The following is a 17,862-nucleotide window of genomic DNA, read 5'->3' on the forward strand; positions in this document are numbered from 1 at the left end:
CGCTTAGTCTACCTCCTTGCGCATTGATTTTAAGGCGCTCAATGACGACTATTGATTCGCCGATCGAGAGCGCTGGTCCATTCTCAGTTGGAAGGTATTAGGACTAAAGTCCGTAACTACGCTAAGACTAAAGTCCATACGCATAGCTGAATAATAACAACTCTGAAGTTAATTACGCAAATGTGCAAGACAGAGTTGGTAAAATTCAGAAAAGGCCGTTGAATACTATATCGACCTATCGCGTCCGTGACGCGAATCTCTCCCCAACTCTATCTATACTGCAAATTAACCTAATATGCACTTAGCCAGTTTGAGCTACAGACCGAAGCTGTATCAAACTACATTGGACCCTTCTATTTGTTCGTAGAGGAATACATCGCATTTCATGTTTTACTGAGTGCTGGTGGGAGACCCGGGGCGGGGCGAATAGTCGAACAAACGAGGCGATGGTTGGGATAGGAAGAGGCGAAAGTGGGATTTGAAGCACGAGCGAGCGACGACTTGCAGTCTCGCCGGAAGACGCCTCGCCGGCGATCGTTGGTGCCCTGCAGCTCGAAGTGCGGCTGATGGCCGAATACGGCCTGTCTCCTTCGAAATGTCGCGTTTCTCCGTCTGCTGCGCATGGGCGGAGCGTTATCCGCCAAACCGCTCCGCCAGGAAGTCGACCACGGCGCGCACTGCCGGCAGCTGGCCACGCCGATGCGGCATCAGGATCGTCGTCTCGATGCTGCCGGCCGTCCATTCCGGCAGCACCCGCACCAGCCGCCCGTCCGCCAGCGCCTTGCGGCAGACGGATGTCGGCAGGCAGGTAATGCCGAGCCCCGACATGGCCATTTCCATCAGGACATAGGGCTCATCCGCGGCCATGACGGAATGCAGCCCGACGAGAACCTCGTCGCCGCCCGAATAAAGCCGCCACTGGTCCTCCGTCAGGCTGGTCATGATCGTCGCGTGCTGTGCCAGATCCTCCGGCCGGCGCGGTTGCCCATGGGCATTCACATAATCCGGCGAAGCGAGAATGAAGAAAGGATGGCTGGCGAGCTTCCGCTGCACCAGCGCCGAATCCGGCAGTGGCCCGCGATGGCTGCGCAGCGCGATGTCGAACCCTTCCTGGACGATATCAACGAAACGGTCCGTCACATGCACGGAGAGCCGGAGCTTCGGATAGCGCGCCGCCAGCGCCGGCAGATGCTCCGTCAAGGTAAACTGCGCCGTCGGTACCGAGGCGGTCAGGCGAACGCTGCCGGCGGGTTCGGCCAGATGCCGCCGCACGATGCCCTCGGCCATCTCCGCTTCGATGATCGAGGCCTGGGCATGCTGAAAGAATTCCCGGCCGAGCTCGGTCAGCGCGAAGCTTCGCGACGTGCGCTGGATCAGCCGGACGCCAAGCCGTGCCTCCAGCTCGGCAACCCGCTTGCTCACCGTCGATTTCGGAATGCCGAGATGCCTTGCAGCGGCCGTAAAGCTGCCGCTGTCGACGGCCTGCACGAAAAGATGGAGGTCGTTGAGGTTGAAAAGCGCCATCGTCAGCTTCCAGATATGTGGACATTGCGATGCAATTATAGCCTCTGTCGCATGATCGTCCACATCTCCACATTGATCTCGTCCAAACGGGTTCAATTCTGAAAGGAACGATTGATGTCACCCATATTGTTTTACGGCGTCCCGGAGGGCTGCTCCTTCGGCTCGATCGTCGCGCTGGAATGGTCCGGCCTGCCTTATCGGCTCTGCCGCGTCGAGATGCCGGAAATAGTCTCCACCGAAGAATATAAGCGGATCAACGCGGTCGGCGAAACGCCGTCGCTGCTGCTCGAAGATGGCAGGACGATCAGCGAAAGCATAGCGATCTTGCACCATATCGGCGCCCGCACGATCGGTAGCGGTCTGGGTTTTGTGCAGGGCTCGGCGGATTTCGATCGGCTGAACCAGATGCTGGCCTTTCTCAATACCACCTTCTTCCAGGCCTTCGGCCCGCTCTGGTACGCGATCGAGCATCCGCTGGAGCCGCAGCAGAAGCAGGCCCTCACGGCCTATGGCATCGCCGCGGTCGAAAAGGCACATCATACGCTGGAGCGTCTGCTCGATGGCCGCGAATGGCTTCTCGGCAATGGCCCAAGCCTGGCGGACGCCTATTTCGTCGGCATCGCCCGCTGGAACGATTTTCACAAGGTGGTCGACCGCCGGCAGTTTCCTGGTCTGCATCGCCTCTATGAGCGCATGCAGCAGGAGCCGGCCGTGCGTTTTGCCCATGCGATCGAGCATCGGCAGGAGGCGAAAAGCAGCGGCGGTTTCCGCGGCGAGGTCGATCTGGCCGAGGCGCTTGGCCGGTTGAGACAGGCGGCCTGATCGTCACAGCCATCGCACCCCTCGGGGTGCGATGGCCAATGTGCCGGTCAGCCGGCAGCGATGATCTCGATCTCGACCAGCCAGTCGTCACGCAGCGTTTCGACGATGATCGCCGTGGTCGGCACAGCGCGGCCGCCAAGCGCCCGAAGACGGGCATTCTGGTTCGCTTCCACAAAGGCGCCGTCGCGGAGATAGCTCGTCAGCCGCACGATATTGTCCACCGTCATATCAGCGGATGTGAGGATGGCGCGCAGATTGGACCAGATGAGGTCCAACTGGCCTTCCAGATCGGCGGCTGCCATTCCCTCTTGATCGAGGCCCATCGTGCCGCTGACGAAGAGCAGCCTGGATGGAAACTTGATCTCCACCGCATGGATGTAATCAGGGCTGGCCGGATAGACCCCGCTTGCCGGATTGCGCGCGATCATCTCCATGAAATTTCTCCCGTTCCGAATACTCTGTTGAATAATGGCAGTATCGGCGATTATTCTTCGGCAGAAAGGGGATTTGCGGAATGGCGAAAAATACAGACGATCTTCGGCAGAGACGGCCCCAGCAGCCGGTCATCGATGCCTTCGACCGAAGGATATTAGCCGCGCTCGCCGCCGACAGCAGCCAGAGCTATGCCAGGCTTGGCGAAGTGGTCGGCCTCTCGGCGCCGGCCGTGCATGAGCGTGTGCGCCGACTGAGACAATCCGGCGCCATCAAGGGCGTGCATGCCGCGCTGGATGGCGCAGCCCTCGGCAAGCCGCTGCTTGCCTTCGTGCATGTGGAGGCGGCGGGCTGGGGCAAGAGCGAGCGGCTGATGCAGGTCCTGCAGTTTCCCGAGGTCGAGGAGATGCATTCGGTCGCCGGCGACGCCAGCGTTCTCTTCAAGGTCCGCACCGCCAGCCCGCAGGCCTTGGAAGCTTTTCTCGCCCAGATCCACGCCGTTCCCGGCGTCACCGGCACCCGCAGCTATATCGCCCTATCCACCTATCTCGAGCGTCCGGTACAGGCCGGCGTGACCGATCGCTGGCCGGACATGCCTCGGCCGGAATAAAGGCGGGATGTTAAGCTGACGCCAGCCTAATCCTCGCCCTCGAAGCGCGGAATCGTTTCGATATTCTCCACCCCGGGCAGGGCTGAGCGGCACCATATCTGTTTCTTCGGCGCCAGTTCCCGCCGCTGGTCGATGCTGCCGACGCGGATGCCGATCGCGCCGCCTTCGCGGTCCGTGCGGTAGAGCGGCGATCCGCAATTCGGGCAGAAGAATTGCCGGCTGAGACCACCGCTGTCGCCATATTTTGCATAGGCTCTTGGGTCACCTGACGTGAGCGTGAAACTTCCCGGCCGCGCCGGCGCGGTGATGCGATAGGCCGCGCCCGTCAGCCGCTGGCAATCGGTGCAATGGCAGATCGAGACCCGCTCCGGATCGATCTCCGCCTGATAGCGTATCGCGCCGCAGTGGCATCCTCCGGTAATATGCATCGGCAAGTCCCCAAAGCATGTCGCGCAATGTACAGCGGTTTAGTCCGCCGGCTGAGCGGCCAAATGTGTGGCGTAGAAGGCCTTTGCATCGGCCGTGAAAGCGGCCCGCTGTTCAGCTCTTGTATAGAACATATGGCCGCCGCGATAAAGCTTCAGTCCGACACGGCCGCCGGCGAGCGAGGGCGGCAGATGGTCGACCACGTAGCGGCTGACGCCATAAGGCGTCACCAAATCGCTGTAGCCATGTGCGATCAGCAGATGGAAGGCCGGGTTCGCCGCGAGCAGCTGCCGGATGTCGTCGGTGGCGCTGGCCTGGAAGCGCGATCCGCCGCCGCGCCCGCCGCCCCATTCCCAGCGCCGGCTGATATCGCCATCGAGCAGCGAATAGGTCATCTCGGTCCTGAAACCGAGTTCGTTGCGGGCATAGTCGGCGAAAGCCCCGCCATAGGCGCGGGTGAAACCGTCGAGGATGGCGTCGTCGCCGCGATCGTAATCCGATTCCGGATATGGATCGGGTGCTGCAAAGGAGGCGTCGTAAGAGCTCATCACCTCGCCGCTGCCCTCATCTGAATGTTTGACGTAGGAGCTGCCGAGGAAGCCGCGATTGCGGGTGACGATATCCTCGGGAATGCCCGTCAGCCGAGCGATCCTGCCATAGAAGGCGGCGGCCTCGGCACCCGTCGGCGGCGGCCCGGCGAGCGTTGTCAGATAGTCCCCGAGCGCGAAGGTCTCGGCTGCCTTCTGCTTCTCTTCGTCAAAGGCGTTATGCCGGTCGAGTTCGGCTGCGGCGAGCGACGGCAGCTCCAGCGCTGCACCGAGCGGAAACTGATCGGCATTGAACATCAGCTGACCCTCGAGCAAGGGGGAAAGCATCACCGCACCGGCGACGATGATGCCCTGGCTTTCCTGCAGTGCCGAGGCGACCTTGGCGGCGCGAAAGCCGCCATAACTTTCGCCGAGAAGATATTTAGGCGAGTTGGAACGGTTGTTGTGCGCGACATAGAGCGCGATCGCCTTGGCGATGCTCTGGGCGTCGGCACTGACGTTATAATAACTGGTGGCGTCGTCCGCCTTCGCCGTCCGGCTCCAGCCGGTGCCGATCGGATCGATCAGCACGAGATCGGTGAAATCGAGCCAGCTTTGCGGGTTATCGATCAGTTTCGCATTGGCGCCGTCGCGTCCATCCGGCCCGAAGTCGAGCACTTTCGGCCCGACCAGCCCGAGATGCAGGAAGGCGGACGCGGCGCCCGGCCCGCCGTTGAAGGCAAAGGTCAGAGGCCGGTTCTGCCCGCCATCCCTTGCGACATAGGCGGTGTAGAAGATCGCGCCGGTCTGCGCCCCATCCTGGCCGAAGAGATCAAGCGTGCCGGCAGTGGCGGTATAGGCAATCTTCCGGCCGCCGATCGTCAACGCGTGCTCGGTGACGGAGTCGGCCGGCAGCAGTCTCAGCACGCCGTCTCGCGCGACGCTCTGGTCATTCGCCCTCGGTGGATCGCTTTCCTGCGCATGGGAAAGGGCAGGTGCCAGCGACGCCATGAACGCGGCGAGCAGAAACAGGGTTCGTATGCGCAAGATATCTCCTCCGGCGTTGGGAAATGAGAGGCTGAGATAGCGTAGCATCGGCGGCCGACGACCGGCATCAAGAGATGGTGATGGATAGGTGAGCGAAGGGCTCAGCCGTTCCGTTCGACCGCATGGACGTTGATTTCCACCGCCCGGCCGGCCTTCCAGCCGTTGACCGCCGCGCCGAGCCCGAGCGCGACGAAGAGGGCGGCGCACCAGGAAAAGCTGCCGGTCCAGCCGCGGATGAGGCCGACGATGAGCGGGCCGATGGCGGCGAGCAGATAACCGACGCATTGCGCCATGCCGGAAAGATGGGCGGCGACATCGGGATCGCGCGAGCGCAGCACGATCGTCGTCATCGCCGCCGCAATCAGCCCGCCCTGGCCGATGCCCTGCAGCACCGCCCACAGCCAGACCGTCGAAAGCGGCGCGAAAAGCAAGCCGAGCAGGGCGGTGACGGCAACGCCGCAGAGGCTCGCATTGATCAGCCGCTGGTCCCGGCCGCGCACGGCGATATGCGGCACGATCAGGCAGGATGCCGCCTGCACCATCACCGACAGCGAAACGATCGCTCCGGCGGTGACGCCGTCGAGCCCGCGTTCGCGTAAGATCGGAACCAGCCAGCCGAAGACGCAATAGGCAAGCGCGGATTGCAGCCCCATGAACAGCGTGACCTGCCAGGCGAGCCGGTCGCGCCAGAGGCCTTTGACGTGGAAGCCATTTCGCCTTGCCTGTCTGCCGCTGCGCAGAACCTCAGGCAGCCAGAGCAGGCTAACGATGAGGGCGGGCAGAGCCCAGGCGGCGAGCGCACCCTCGAGAGAGCCGCCGAGTGCGTGCTCGATCGGCAGCGTCAGCCCGGCGGCACTGGCCGCCCCGGCGCAAAGCGCCATCGTATAGAAGCCGGTCATCAGCGCGGCGCGCCCGGCAAAATCCCGCTTCACCAGCCCCGGCAGCAGCACGTTGCCGACGGCGATGCAGGCGCCGGCAAGGGCCGTGCCGATGAAGAGCAGCGGTATGGAGGAAAGCCCGCGCAAACCAGTACCGAGCGCCAGAAGCAGGAGAACGCCGAGCAGCGTGCGTTCCGTGCCGAAGCGCTGGGCAAGACGCGGCGCAAGCGGCGAGAAGGCGCCGAGGCAGACGACCGGAAGCGTCGTCAGCAGGCTGGCGCCCAGCGCGCTCAGGCCGAGCTCCGAGCGGATTTCCGGCAGCAGCGCCGAGGCGCTGGAGAAGACCGGGCGCAGGTTGAAGGCGATCAGCACCAGGCTGGCGCCCAGCAGAAAACGATCCGCAACTCCCCGCACCAGCGTTGCCAGCGGCGGCGGAAGGCTGCCGGCCTCGGCATCGATCAGCAGTTCGTCGGCCGCCTCAAGCGTGCTGACGGCATGGTTGGCAGGCGTGTTCATGACAGGATCATCCGCTCGAGCGCGGCAAGAACCGGCGCCATGAAGCGCCGCACCGCCGCATCCGCCTTGTCGGGATCGCCGGTTTCGATGGCGTCGACGATATCGGCATGCGCCTGCATATCGGGTTCCGGAATGTCCTTGCCGAGCGTCGCCGCGATGGTGTCGGCGATCGAGGCCGAGAAGAAATCGTAGATCTCGATCATCGCCCGGTTGCCCGAAGCGGCGATGATGGCCTTGTGAAAGGCAAGGTCGCGTTCGATGAAGGCGGCTTGGTTGCCGCCGTCGTAATTGCCGCGTTCGGCAAGCAGCCTGCGAAGCCCGGCAACCGTCTCCGGCGTCTTGCGGATCGCCGTCAGCCGCGCGGCCTCGACGTCGAGCGCCAGGCGCGCCTCGAACTGGTCGCGCAGGCTGGCGCGCCGCGCCATCGTCAGCGGCCGGCCGGCATCGCTGGTCGCGCGGACATAGGTGCCCGAACCCTGCCTTGTTTCGAGATAACCCTGGGAGACGAGGACCCGCACCGCCTCGCGCACCGTGCCGCGGCTGATGGACAGCATGGCCGACAGCGAGGCTTCATTCGGCAATTTCTCGCCGACCGCCCAGCGTTTGCCGAGAATGTCGCCGCGGATCGCCTCGATCGCCTCATCGGCGAGATTGGTCTTGCTGAGCGCTCGCATCTCACTACTCATAAAGTCATCAGATGACTTTATGAGTAGTGAGATTTCGATCTTCCGTCAACGCCTGGCATCAAGACAATGAAGACATCAAGACAATAAAAAAGGGCCGCCTCGGCGACCCTTTCCATGAGTTTGGCCTCAAACTGGCCTGGACTGTCTAGGCAGCCCCAGGAAGGCGGGGATTAGAGCGAGGGCTGCCTCGCCTTCGTCACCTCTTCCATGCCCGTTACGAGGTCCGAAATCTCATTAGACATTGGATCACCTTCCTTTCGTTCTGTTGCTGATGGCTTAAAGTTAGGCCGATTCTTTCGAGATGCAAGCAAAAATGCACGCATGCACTGATTAGAGGAATACGGGTGTTCACGAGAGAACACAGTTATTTGCCGAATTTGAAGAGGCTAAACGTCAAGAAACCGTCATGTTTGGCTTGCAAACCGGCCGCGCGTTAATCTGTTGTTAGCTGCGTCGTTCGACAATTTCAGCATTCCCGCCGGCGCGGCGGCGGGTTCCGGAGCAAGAAAGCCATGTGTCGCTGGGCAGCCTATCGCGGAGATCCTCTCTATCTCGAGGAACTGGTATCTTCGCCCGCCCATTCCCTGATCGAGCAGTCGCATTGCGCCACCCGCGCCAAGACGGCGACGAATGGCGATGGCTTCGGCATCGCCTGGTATGGCGACAGGCCCGAACCCGGCCGCTACCGTGATATCCTGCCCGCATGGTCGGATTGCAATCTGAAGAGCCTGGCGCGGCAGATCCGTTCGCCGCTCTTCCTCGCCCATGTCCGCGCTGCCACAGGCGGCGGCACGCGCCGCGACAACTGCCACCCCTTCACCCATGGCACCTGGTCCTTCATGCATAACGGCCAGATCTCCGGCTTCGAGCGCCTGCGCCGGCCGATGGAGGCGATGCTCGACGACGAGTTGTTCAATGCCCGCGGCGGCACGACCGATTCCGAACTGATGTTCCTGCTGGCGCTGCAGTTCGGCCTGCGCGAGGCGCCGGTCGCCGCGATGGCGGAAATGATCGGTGCGATCGAGGACCTGGCCGAAAGTGTCATCGGCTCGATCCTGCTGCGTTTTACCGCCGCCTTCTCCGATGGCTGCACGCTCTATGCGATCCGTTATGCCACAGACCGCAAGGCGCCGACGCTCTATGCGTCTCCCGTCGGCGCGGGCTATTGCCTTGTGTCGGAACCGTTGAACGACGATGTCGATGCCTGGGCCGAAATTCCGGATGGCAGCGCCGTCACCGTCGGCAAAGACGGCATCGACGTCGCCGATTTCCGGCCGGAGAAGCGGAGCGCCTCCAAGCCGCTGCGCGTCGCTATCCCTGCCTGAGCCGCTCGACGCTAGCTGAGCCGCTCGCGATTAGCTGAACTGCTTGGCGATCAGTGCCGCGAGTCGTTCGGCGACCTCTTCCTTCGCCAGGTCGGGCCATTGCTCGACCCCGTCGCGGCGAACGAGTTTGACGCTGTTGCGGCTGCCGCCCATGATGCCGGTCGCTGGAGAAACGTCGTTGGCGACGATCATGTCGGCGCCTTTCCTTTCGAGTTTCGCCTTCGCATTGCTTTCGACGTCCTGCGTCTCGGCGGCAAAGCCGATCACCAGCTTCGGCCGCATCGTGTGATGGCCGACAGTCTTTAGGATGTCGGGATTCTCGGTCAGCGCCAGCGTCGGGATGGATTCGCCCGGATGTTTCTTCAGCTTCTGGTCAGCCGCCGAGGCGACGCGCCAGTCCGCCACCGCCGCGACCATCACCGCGATGTCGGCCGGCAGCGCCGCAAGCACGGCATCACGCATTTCCTCGGCCCGCTCGACATGCACGGTGCTAACGCCGACGGGGTCGGCGATCGTCACCGGTCCCGATACCAGCGTCACCTCCGCCCCGAGCTTTGCCAGGGCTGCGGCAATCGCATGCCCCTGCCGGCCGGAGGAGCGGTTGGCGATATAGCGCACCGGATCGATCGGCTCATGCGTCGGTCCTGACGTGACGATCGCCTTGCGTCCCTTGAGCGGCTTTTCTCCGTCGTCGAGCATGGTTTCGGCCGCAGCGACAATGTCAAGCGGTTCCGCCATCCGGCCAAGCCCGGCCTCCCGGTTTTCCGCCATCTCGCCGGCCGTCGGCCCGATGAAGCGGATGCCGTCGGCTCTCAGCATTGCCGCATTCCGCCGCGTCGCCGGATGCGTCCACATGGCGGGGTTCATCGCCGGTGCCGCCAGCACCGGCCTGTTCGTCACCAGGAGCACGGTCGAAGCGAGATCGTCGGCAAGCCCGTTCGCCATCTTCGCCATCAGATCGGCGGTGGCAGGGGCGATCAGCACAAGGTCGCAGTCGCGCGCCAGCCGGATATGACCGACATCCTGTTCGTCCTGTCGTGAAAACAGATCGAGGAAGACGTGATCCGCCGACAGCGCGCCGACGGCAAGCGGCGTGACGAATTCCTGCGCGCCTTTGGTCATGACTGGGCGCACGTTCGCGCCGCGCTCGCGCAGCCGGCGGATCAGGTCCAGGCTCTTATAGGCCGCGATGCCGCCCGAGATGATGAGGAGGATGCGTTTGCCGCTGAGAGCCATGGCCTTCTTCCCGTTGCCTTTTCTGACCGTTCTCGACCCTAAGCCTTTGGCGGAGAACATGCAATCGCGCCGACGACATGCCGAAGCCGGCAAGCAGCGCGGCAGTTGGTCTCCGCCGCGCTCGTGGGGTCAGAGGTTGCTCATCCCGCCGTCGATGATGAGTTCGCTGCCGACGATATAGGCAGCCTCATCGGAGGCGAGGAAGACGATCGTCTTGGCGACTTCACTCGGATTTCCGAAGCGACCGACGGGGATCTGGGCCTGGACCTGCTCTGCCATCGCCTTGGATTGAGCTTCCGAAGCGCCGAGCTTGCTGTAAAGCGGCGTGGCGATCGGACCGGGGCTGACGGCGTTGACGCGGATGCCGCGGCCGATCAGTTCGCCCGACAGTGTCTTGGCAAGCGTCAGCAGCGCGCCCTTCGTCAGCGAGTAGACGCTGGAGTTCGGCATGCCGATATGGGCGTTGATCGAGGTGTTGAGCACGATCGCGGCCTGCTTCGAAAAAATCGGCAGCAGCGACTGAATCAGGAAAAACGGTCCCTTGACGTTGATATCAACCGACTTGTCGAAGGCGGCTTCGCTCCACTGTTCCAGCGGCCCGAATTCGGCAACCCCGGCGTTGACGAAGAGGATGTCGAGCGTTCCGAAAGCCTCTCTCACACTATCGGCGACGGCCTTCTGGCCGGCCGCATTGCCGGCATCGGCCTGGATGACGGTGGCTTTGCCGCCAAGTTCGGCGCGGGCCGCCTCGACGCTTGCCGCGCTGCTGCCGGTAACGATGACGCGGGCGCCCTCGGCGATGAACTGGCGGGCGGTTTCGAGACCGATGCCGCTAGTGCCGCCGGTGATGAGAGCTGTCTTGTTCTGCAGGCGTGACATGATGAGTTCCTTTGACCGAATGTTGGGGCGTGGCCCGTTCTTGTTCAATGCGAGAATGCTCTGAAAAAAGCGGCGCGATAAGCCGGCGCGTTGAAGGATCATCAACCCGCAGCGGATAATCGCGCCGCGCCGTCTCAGGTGCGGGTGATCGAGGCGCCGCCGTCGACCAGCGATGCCGTGCCGGTGACGAAGCTCGCATCGTCGGAGGCGAGGTAGAGGACCGAGCGGGCGAGTTCTTCGGGTGTTGCGACACGCTTCAGCGCATGCAGATTGGTGACGAAGGCCTGCTTCTCAGGCGTGTCGTTCATGTCCCGATACATGTCGGTGTCAACAGCACCCGGCAGGATGGCATTGACGCGCACGCCCTGCTGGCCGAATTCGGCGGCAAGCGCCTGCGTCAGGCCGATCAGGCCGGATTTGCTGGCGGCATAGGCGGCGACACCCGGAAAGGCGAAGCTGTAGCCGACGAAGGTCGAGGTGAAGATCACCGAACCGCCGCCATTTTTCACCATTGCGCCGATCTGGTGCTTGGCGGCGAGGAAGGAGGCCGTCAGATTGATCGCCAGCGCCTCGCTGAAGCCTGCTTCCGAAACAGCGGTGCTCGCACCGGCTTCGCCAAGCGTGCCGGCATTGTTGAAGGCGATGTCGAGCTTGCCGTAATTCGTCACGGCGGCGGCGACCAGCGCCTTGTGATAGTCTTCCGAGCGCACGTCGCCGGCAATGGCGATGGCCTCGCCGCCCTCTGCCTTGATCTCCGCGACGAGGCGGTCGAGTTCGCCCTGGCGGCGGGCGCCGACGACGACCTTGGCGCCTTCGGCGGCAAAGAGCTTTGCCGTGGCGCGGCCGATGCCGGAGCTTGCGCCGGTGACGATCGCGACCTTGTTATTCAAGCGGTTCAAGGTTCCATCTCCTGGTGTTTTGAGGTGAGGCGGCCCCTGCCGCCCCTTTCGATGAAGGGAAGATGGCATTTTCCTTTCGTTCGGATTAGTCTCCAGATCGGGGAACTCGAATTCGGAAAATCCGAACGATGATCAGGATCGAAGGCATTGCGGCGTTCGTCGCCGTGGTCGAGGCGGGCTCGGTCAGTGAAGCGGCCCGGCGCCTGCGGCTGTCGAAATCCGTCGTCAGCGAAAGGCTGGCGGAACTGGAGAAGTCGCTCGGCGGCATGCTGCTGCACCGAACGACGCGCAGGCTCACTTTGACGGAGGATGGCACGGTCTTCCTGGAGCGCGCCGCGCGCATCGTGCGCGAGATCGAGGAGGCCGCGGCCGATATGGCCGAGCGGCGCGGAACGCTGTCCGGCCCGATCCGCATCGCCGCTCCCGTCACCTTCGGCCGCATGCATCTCGGCCCGGCGCTCTATCCCTTTCTAGCCGAGCATCCCGAGATCGAACTGACCCTCGATATCGATGACCGACGCGTCGATGCCGCCTCGGACGGTTATGATGCCATCATCCGCAATGGTCCGATCGCCGATAGCCGGCTGGTCGCCTGGAAGCTCGCGCATAGCCGCCGCCTTCTCTGCGCCTCGCCGGATTATCTCGCTTGCCAGGGAATGCCGTCGTCGCTTTCCGATCTCAACAGCCACCGCGGCATCTTCTACACCAATCGCGGCGTTGCCGACTGGCGCTTCCAGACGCCCGACGGTGCGATCGTCGTCCGCGCGAAACTGGCGCTCGGCATCAACAATGGCGATATGCTCCGCGACGCCGCGATTGCCGGTCTCGGTATCGCGCTGCTGCCTGCCTTCATCGCCGGCCCGGCCATCCGCGAGGGCCGGCTTGCCGAAATCGACGTCGGCCATAGGCCGGAGGCCGAATTCATCTACATGGCCCATCCCGAAGGCCGAAATCCCTCCGCCAAGCTTCGCGCCATCGCCGATCATCTGAAGAAGAGCTTCGGCGATCCGCCCTATTGGGATCCAGCGGGTTAACTCATGTACTCAGGAGGCTGATCAGGTTCTCGGTGACCGGCGAGCGGTGTGTTTTCAGGACTGCCAGCGCCAGGCGCGCCACGGCCGGCGGCCCTTCGATCGGCCGGTAGGCCACGCCTTCGAGCTTGATCTGCGAAATCGAAGCCGGCACGATCGAGACGCCAAGATCGGCCGCCACCAGATTGACGACGGAGGAAATCTGCGGCGCCTCCTGCGCCACGGTCAGCTCGAATCCCGCCTTGCGGCAGGCGAGCACGACATCGTCGTAGAGGCTCAAGCCGACGAGCCGGGGAAAGAGGATGAAGGGTTCGTCCGCCAGCGCCGCAAGCGGCAGGCTGCGATGTTTTGCCAGCGGATGGCTGGCGGGCAGGGCAATCACCATCGGCTCATCCGGCAGCCGCCGCAGCCGAATACCGGCGGGATCGTCAAGGCTGGGGCGCATGAAGGTGGCGTCGAGCTCTCCGCGTTCGAGCTTCTGCATCAGCGCCAGCGTATTCATTTCCGTCAGCGACAGCTGCACCTCCGGCCAGTATGCGCGAAAGCGCCGGATCGTCGTGCTGACGACGGGATTGAAGGCGGAGGAAGCGGTGAAACCGAGCGACAGACGGCCGGTCTCGCCGCGATTGGCGCTTTGCGCAGCAAGCTTCGCCTTTTCCGCGGCCGCCAGCGAAGCCTTTGCCTCGCCGAGGAAGGCCGTACCCGCTGCCGTCAATTCGGCGCCGTGCGGCACGCGGTGAAACAGCGCCGCACCCACTTCACTCTCCAGATCGCGGATCTGCTGGCTGAGCGGCGGTTGCCCGATGCCGAGCTTGCCGGCGGCACGGGTGAAATTGCCTTCTTCCGCCACCGCGAGAAAATATCTCAAATGCCGCAACTCCATCGCCATCTCCAAAACCTATCGGAATCGTCAGTGTCATATATTGGACAAATGGAGTGGCGTTGACTAGATCGAAGGTCGGAAGGATGAAGATATGCCGACGTCAGCGCATGCCGTGAAGACCGCCGAGACAAGCGCGATCCCAGGGCAAAAACACTACCTGACCCGTGGCACCGGCGCCTATCGCCGCGCCAGCCTGGCGCTCTTCCTGTCCGGCTTCTCCACCTTCTCGCTGCTCTATTGCGTGCAGCCGCTGCTGCCGATCTTCTCGCAGCAATTCTCCGTCAGTCCGGCCGAAAGCTCGCTGTCGCTCTCACTCTCCACCGGCTTCCTGGCGGTCGCGATCGTCTGTGCCGCCGCGGTTTCGGAAGGTCTTGGCCGCCGCAGCCTGATGTCGATATCGCTGGTTGGGGCGGCGTTGCTGACCATTGCCACCGCCTTTGCCCCGAACTGGCATCTGCTGCTCGTCATCCGCGCTCTCCAAGGCCTCGTCCTCGGCGGCGTGCCTGCTGTCGCCATGGCCTATCTCGCCGAGGAAATCGATCCGCGCGGTCTTGGCGCCACCATGGGCTTTTATGTCGGCGGCACGGCCTTCGGCGGCATGTCCGGCCGTGTGCTGACCGGTATCTTCGCCGAATATCTCACCTGGCGTCCGGCGCTTTTTCTCATCGGCGCCATCGGCCTTGCCGCCGCGATCGGCTTCATCGCCCTCTTGCCGCCGTCACGCAACTTCATCCGCCGGCCGGGCTTCGATCCGCGCTTTCATCTCAGGGCCTGGCTCGGCCATCTCAAAAATCCGGCGCTGCCCTTACTCTTCGCTATCGCCTTCCTGGCGATGGGCTCCTTCGTGACGATCTATAACTATGCCGGTTTCCGCCTGGTGGCGCCGCCTTACGACCTCAACCAGACCGAACTCGGGCTGATCTTCACCGTCTATCTCTTCGGCATCGGCGCCTCTTCGATCGGCGGCCTGCTAGGAGACCGGATCGGGCACTTTTCCGTGCTTCTCTTCGGTCTGGCGCTCACCGCGGCCGGCAGCGCGCTGACGCTTGCAGCCTCTCTCCCGGCCATCATCCTCGGTATAACAGTGCTGACGACCGGCTTCTTCATGAGCCATTCCATCGCCAGCGGCCTTGTCGGCAAGCTGGCGCATGGCACCAAGGGCCACGCCTCGTCGCTCTATATGCTCGCCTATTATGTCGGCTCCAGCCTCATGGGTTCGGCGGGCGGCTGGTTCTTCGCGGTTGAAGGCTGGGCGGCCGTGGTTATCTTCACCCTTGCCATGCTGGCGCTGGCCTTCGCTTCCGCCTGTTTTGCCCAGCAATTCGCGAGGAGAAAAGCATGATCCGCATAGACCGCCTCGACCATCTCGTGCTGACCGTCGACGATATCGCCATCACCTGCGATTTCTATTCCCGCATCCTCGGCATGTCGGTCGAAACCTTCGCGGAAGGTCGCAAGGCGCTGAAATTCGGCCGCCAGAAGATCAACCTGCACCAGACCGGCCACGAATTCGATCCCAAGGCGAAACATCCCACGCCCGGCTCCGGCGACCTCTGCTTCATCGCCGAGACGCCGCTTGCCGACGTCATCGCTGATCTAGAGGCCGCGGGCGTTACAATCGAAGAAGGCCCGGTCGAACGCACCGGTGCGACCGGGCGTTTGCGCTCGGTTTATTTCAGGGACCCCGACGGCAATCTCATCGAAGTCTCCAATCTGATCGCCTGACGCGCTGCCCCGACGACCGGATCGAAGCTAACCTTCCCAATTCTCGGTTTGTAAATCCGCCGCGCGTTCGAACTCTCGCAGATTGCGGGTGATCAGGATGAGGCCGCGGGCAGCGGCCTGCCCGGCAATCAGGACGTCATAAGGTCCGATCGGCGTTCCCGATGCCTGCAGCGCCGCGCGGATTTCCCCCGCCTTGCGCGCGTCGTCTCGGTCGAACTCCAGGATGTTGAATTGCAACGCGTCGATCCGCGCCAGGTTCTCATCGGTGCGGAGGCTTTTGTAAGCGCCGTAGAAGAGTTCATGCGCGACGATTGCCGGGACTCCGAAATCTTGCGGTCTGTGTTTGCGCAGCTCGGCGACGAAGCGCTCATTGCCCTTCATCAGGGCAATGGCGGCATTTGCATCGAGCAGATACTTCATTTGAAGAAGTCGAGTTCGGGTCGCTCCTGCCCAGCAGGTTGCTCTTCCGCCGCGGTCGCAAAGTCGGGATCAACCGGACCGGTCACGTCTGCAAGCCATTCCCAATCACCGGAAATCGGCTCAAGAATGATTGCACGGCCCTGGCGGCGAATGGCAACGCTATCGCCATCGAAGCGGAATTCCTTTGGCAATCGGACGGCTTGGGAACGCCCTGACCAGAAGATTTTTGCTGTTTCCATGTCACGATCCTCAATGGGATATGACAATGATATATATCAACTCACGATCCATTTCAACCAAGTCGGATATACGGCACGTCCTTCTTCGCCACTTCGTCCAGCGCCTCCTCATAACCGGCATCGGCGTAACGCATGACGCCAAGCGCCGTATCGTTGGTCAGCGCATGGTCGAGCCGCTCGTCAGCGGCGTCCGTGCCGTCGGCGACGACGGTGACGCCGCAGCTCGTCATGTAGCCGGCATAGCCGCCGCCGCCGGAATGGACGACGACGAGATCGGCCATCGACGAGCAGAGCATCATCGCATCGATCAGCGGCCAGTCGGCGATCGCGTCGGAGCCGTCCTTCATCCGCTCGGTCATGATATTCGGATGCGCCATGGCGCCGGCATCGAGATGGTCGCGGGAGAAGGCGACCGGGCCTTTGAGTTCGCCGCTCGCAACTAGCGCATTGACGCGGCGGGCGAGTGCCGTGCGTTCGCCATGGCCGAGCCAGGCGATGCGGGCCGGCAGCCCTTCGAAGGGCACATGTTCACGCGCCAGCCGGATCCAATTGGTAATGATCTTGTTGTCGGGAAACATCTCGAGCAGCAGGTCGTCGATGCGGGCAATATCGCTCTCCTCGCCTGACAGAGCCATCCAGCGGAACGGACCGATCGCCCGGGCAAACAGCGGCCTGAGATAGGCTTCGGTGAAGATCGGAATGTCGAAGGCATTGGCAACGCCGCCCTCTTTGGCCTGGGTGCGGATCAGGTTGCCGTTGTCGAAGACTTCCGAGCCGCGCTTCTGGAACTCCAGCATCGCCGTCACATGCTCGACGATCGAGGCCCGGCTTGCCGCCATCAACTGGCCCTGGCCGTCGTCACGCAGGCCCTTGACCTGATCGAGGTTCATGCCCTTCGGCACATAGCCATAGACGAGGTCATGCGCCGAGGTCTGGTCGGTGACGATATCAGGCACGATGCCGCGCCGGGCGATCTCCGGATAAACCTCCGCCGCATTGCCGACGAGGCCGACGGAAAGCGGCCGCTTGTCCTTCACCGCCGCATCGATCATCTGAAGGGCGGTATCGAGATCGGGTGCGATTTCCTGGAGATAACCGATCTGCTGGCGCTTGCGGGCTCGCTCCGGATCGATGTCGACGCACAGGATCGCAGCGCCTGCCATGCGGCCGGCGAGCGGCTGCGCCCCACCCATGCCGCCGAGGCCGGCCGTCAGCACGAACCGGCCGAGGAGATCGCCGCCGAAGCGCCGCTCGGCGATGCGCATGAAGATCTCATACGTACCCTGGATGACGCCCTGGCTGCCGATATATTGCCAGGCGCCGGCCGTCAGCCCGCCCCAGCAGATCAGTCCCTTGCGCTGCAGCTCGTAGAACACTTCGGCTTTTGCCCATTGCCCGACGATATTGCAGTTCGCCATGATGACGAGCGGCGCCTTGGCATGCGTTCGAACGAGCCCGATCGGCTTGCCGGACTGGATGAGCAGCGTCTGGTCCTCTTCCATCTCGGTCAGCGCCTTGACGATGCCTCTGTGCGCCGCCCAGTTGCGGGCGGCCTTGCCGAGCGCGGCATAGACGATCAGGTTGTCGGGATCCTCGCCGACGGAGAGCACGTTTTCGAGCAGCCGCAGCAGCGCCTCCTGCCGCCAGCCCTTGGCGCGCAGTTCCGGCCCGCCGGGAATCGGAAATTTCGGATGACGTGGATTGGCCTTCGGCATCGTGGGTTCCTCGTTTGGTTCTCTGTTTTTCCCTTCTCCCCT

General features: G+C 63.1%; 18 protein-coding genes and 1 pseudogene. 6 read left to right on the plus strand and 13 right to left on the minus strand.

The annotated features are described in order from the left end of the window. Positions 1-633 precede the first annotated feature (633 nt). Positions 634-1,524 (minus strand): LysR family transcriptional regulator, encoded by an 891-nt coding sequence (locus RWJ89_RS14415; protein WP_131662928.1) that lies wholly within the window; start codon positions 1,522-1,524, stop codon positions 634-636. Between the two features lie 114 nt (positions 1,525-1,638). On the opposite strand from RWJ89_RS14415, the gene RWJ89_RS14420 reads away from it, so the two are divergent. Continuing rightward, a complete protein-coding gene (locus RWJ89_RS14420; RefSeq protein ID WP_131662929.1) occupies positions 1,639-2,346 on the plus strand; it encodes a glutathione S-transferase family protein in 708 nt (235 codons plus the stop codon). Between the two features lie 47 nt (positions 2,347-2,393). Here the strand turns inward: RWJ89_RS14420 and RWJ89_RS14425 are convergent, their stop codons facing one another. Next, positions 2,394-2,780 carry a RidA family protein gene (locus RWJ89_RS14425; RefSeq protein ID WP_131662930.1) on the minus strand — a complete coding sequence of 129 codons (387 nt, stop codon included), beginning with the start codon at positions 2,778-2,780 and terminating at the stop codon, positions 2,394-2,396. Between the two features lie 27 nt (positions 2,781-2,807). Here RWJ89_RS14425 and RWJ89_RS14430 point away from each other — a divergent pair. Then, a pseudogene (locus tag RWJ89_RS14430) lies at positions 2,808-3,388 on the plus strand (Lrp/AsnC family transcriptional regulator). Positions 3,389-3,414: 26 nt separating this feature from the next. Here RWJ89_RS14430 and RWJ89_RS14435 read toward each other — a convergent pair. The 4 genes from RWJ89_RS14435 to RWJ89_RS14450 form a co-directional block, all read right to left on the minus strand. Further along, positions 3,415-3,816: a GFA family protein gene (locus tag RWJ89_RS14435; protein ID WP_168283960.1), complete on the minus strand. Its 402-nt coding sequence runs from the start codon at positions 3,814-3,816 to the stop codon at positions 3,415-3,417. Between the two features lie 39 nt (positions 3,817-3,855). Continuing rightward, a complete protein-coding gene (locus tag RWJ89_RS14440; protein WP_131662933.1) occupies positions 3,856-5,388 on the minus strand; it encodes a S10 family peptidase in 1,533 nt (510 codons plus the stop codon). Positions 5,389-5,489: 101 nt separating this feature from the next. Then, positions 5,490-6,782 carry a CynX/NimT family MFS transporter gene (locus RWJ89_RS14445; protein ID WP_131662934.1) on the minus strand — a complete coding sequence of 431 codons (1,293 nt, stop codon included), beginning with the start codon at positions 6,780-6,782 and terminating at the stop codon, positions 5,490-5,492. Next, entirely contained in the window at positions 6,779-7,456 is a 678-nt protein-coding gene (locus RWJ89_RS14450; protein WP_020052595.1) for a FadR/GntR family transcriptional regulator, read from the minus strand. The genes RWJ89_RS14445 and RWJ89_RS14450 overlap by 4 nt, the downstream gene beginning before the upstream one ends. 524 nt (positions 7,457-7,980) lie before the next feature. Here RWJ89_RS14450 and RWJ89_RS14455 point away from each other — a divergent pair. Continuing rightward, positions 7,981-8,793 carry a class II glutamine amidotransferase gene (locus RWJ89_RS14455; RefSeq protein ID WP_131662936.1) on the plus strand — a complete coding sequence of 271 codons (813 nt, stop codon included), beginning with the start codon at positions 7,981-7,983 and terminating at the stop codon, positions 8,791-8,793. 30 nt (positions 8,794-8,823) lie between these two features. Here RWJ89_RS14455 and coaBC read toward each other — a convergent pair whose 3' ends face one another. The 3 genes from coaBC to RWJ89_RS14470 all read right to left on the minus strand — a co-directional run bounded on the left by coaBC (position 8,824) and on the right by RWJ89_RS14470 (position 11,807). Further along, positions 8,824-10,029, minus strand: coding sequence for a bifunctional phosphopantothenoylcysteine decarboxylase/phosphopantothenate--cysteine ligase CoaBC (gene coaBC, locus RWJ89_RS14460; RefSeq protein WP_222060455.1), 1,206 nt, complete (start codon positions 10,027-10,029; stop codon positions 8,824-8,826). A 129-nt stretch (positions 10,030-10,158) separates the two neighbouring features. Continuing rightward, complete coding sequence (locus tag RWJ89_RS14465) at positions 10,159-10,908, minus strand: SDR family oxidoreductase (RefSeq protein WP_222060454.1); 750 nt, start codon at positions 10,906-10,908, stop codon at positions 10,159-10,161. Positions 10,909-11,042: 134 nt separating this feature from the next. Beyond that, positions 11,043-11,807, minus strand: a complete 765-nt coding sequence (locus RWJ89_RS14470) for an SDR family oxidoreductase (protein WP_222011026.1) — start codon at positions 11,805-11,807, stop codon at positions 11,043-11,045. A gap of 128 nt (positions 11,808-11,935) precedes the next feature. Here RWJ89_RS14470 and RWJ89_RS14475 point away from each other — a divergent pair, with 128 nt between their 5' ends. Continuing rightward, the gene (locus tag RWJ89_RS14475; RefSeq protein ID WP_131662940.1) at positions 11,936-12,841 is read left to right on the plus strand and encodes a LysR family transcriptional regulator; all 906 of its coding nucleotides are present in this window, start codon (positions 11,936-11,938) and stop codon (positions 12,839-12,841) included. Position 12,842: 1 nt separating this feature from the next. Here RWJ89_RS14475 and RWJ89_RS14480 read toward each other — a convergent pair whose 3' ends face one another. Continuing rightward, positions 12,843-13,721: a LysR family transcriptional regulator gene (locus RWJ89_RS14480; protein ID WP_131662941.1), complete on the minus strand. Its 879-nt coding sequence runs from the start codon at positions 13,719-13,721 to the stop codon at positions 12,843-12,845. Positions 13,722-13,812: 91 nt separating this feature from the next. On the opposite strand from RWJ89_RS14480, the gene RWJ89_RS14485 reads away from it, so the two are divergent. Further along, positions 13,813-15,063 (plus strand): MFS transporter, encoded by a 1,251-nt coding sequence (locus RWJ89_RS14485; protein ID WP_131662942.1) that lies wholly within the window; start codon positions 13,813-13,815, stop codon positions 15,061-15,063. Further along, the gene (locus tag RWJ89_RS14490; RefSeq protein ID WP_168283951.1) at positions 15,060-15,446 is read left to right on the plus strand and encodes a VOC family protein; all 387 of its coding nucleotides are present in this window, start codon (positions 15,060-15,062) and stop codon (positions 15,444-15,446) included. The genes RWJ89_RS14485 and RWJ89_RS14490 overlap by 4 nt, the downstream gene beginning before the upstream one ends. Before the next feature lie 27 nt (positions 15,447-15,473). Here the strand turns inward: RWJ89_RS14490 and RWJ89_RS14495 are convergent, their stop codons facing one another. From RWJ89_RS14495 to RWJ89_RS14505, 3 genes are read right to left on the minus strand one after another with little or no spacing between them, the layout of a single operon-like run. Continuing rightward, the gene (locus RWJ89_RS14495) at positions 15,474-15,866 is read right to left on the minus strand and encodes a type II toxin-antitoxin system VapC family toxin (protein ID WP_131662944.1); all 393 of its coding nucleotides are present in this window, start codon (positions 15,864-15,866) and stop codon (positions 15,474-15,476) included. Continuing rightward, complete coding sequence (locus tag RWJ89_RS14500; RefSeq protein ID WP_020052605.1) at positions 15,863-16,105, minus strand: AbrB/MazE/SpoVT family DNA-binding domain-containing protein; 243 nt, start codon at positions 16,103-16,105, stop codon at positions 15,863-15,865. Before RWJ89_RS14500 ends, RWJ89_RS14495 begins: the two co-directional genes overlap by 4 nt. A gap of 53 nt (positions 16,106-16,158) precedes the next feature. After that, positions 16,159-17,820: a urocanate hydratase gene (locus RWJ89_RS14505; RefSeq protein WP_168283949.1), complete on the minus strand. Its 1,662-nt coding sequence runs from the start codon at positions 17,818-17,820 to the stop codon at positions 16,159-16,161. Positions 17,821-17,862: the final 42 nt, after the last annotated feature.

This window comes from Rhizobium sp. 10PS4, assembly GCF_032464805.1.
GTDB classification, from domain to species: Bacteria; Pseudomonadota; Alphaproteobacteria; order Rhizobiales; family Rhizobiaceae; genus Rhizobium; species Rhizobium laguerreae.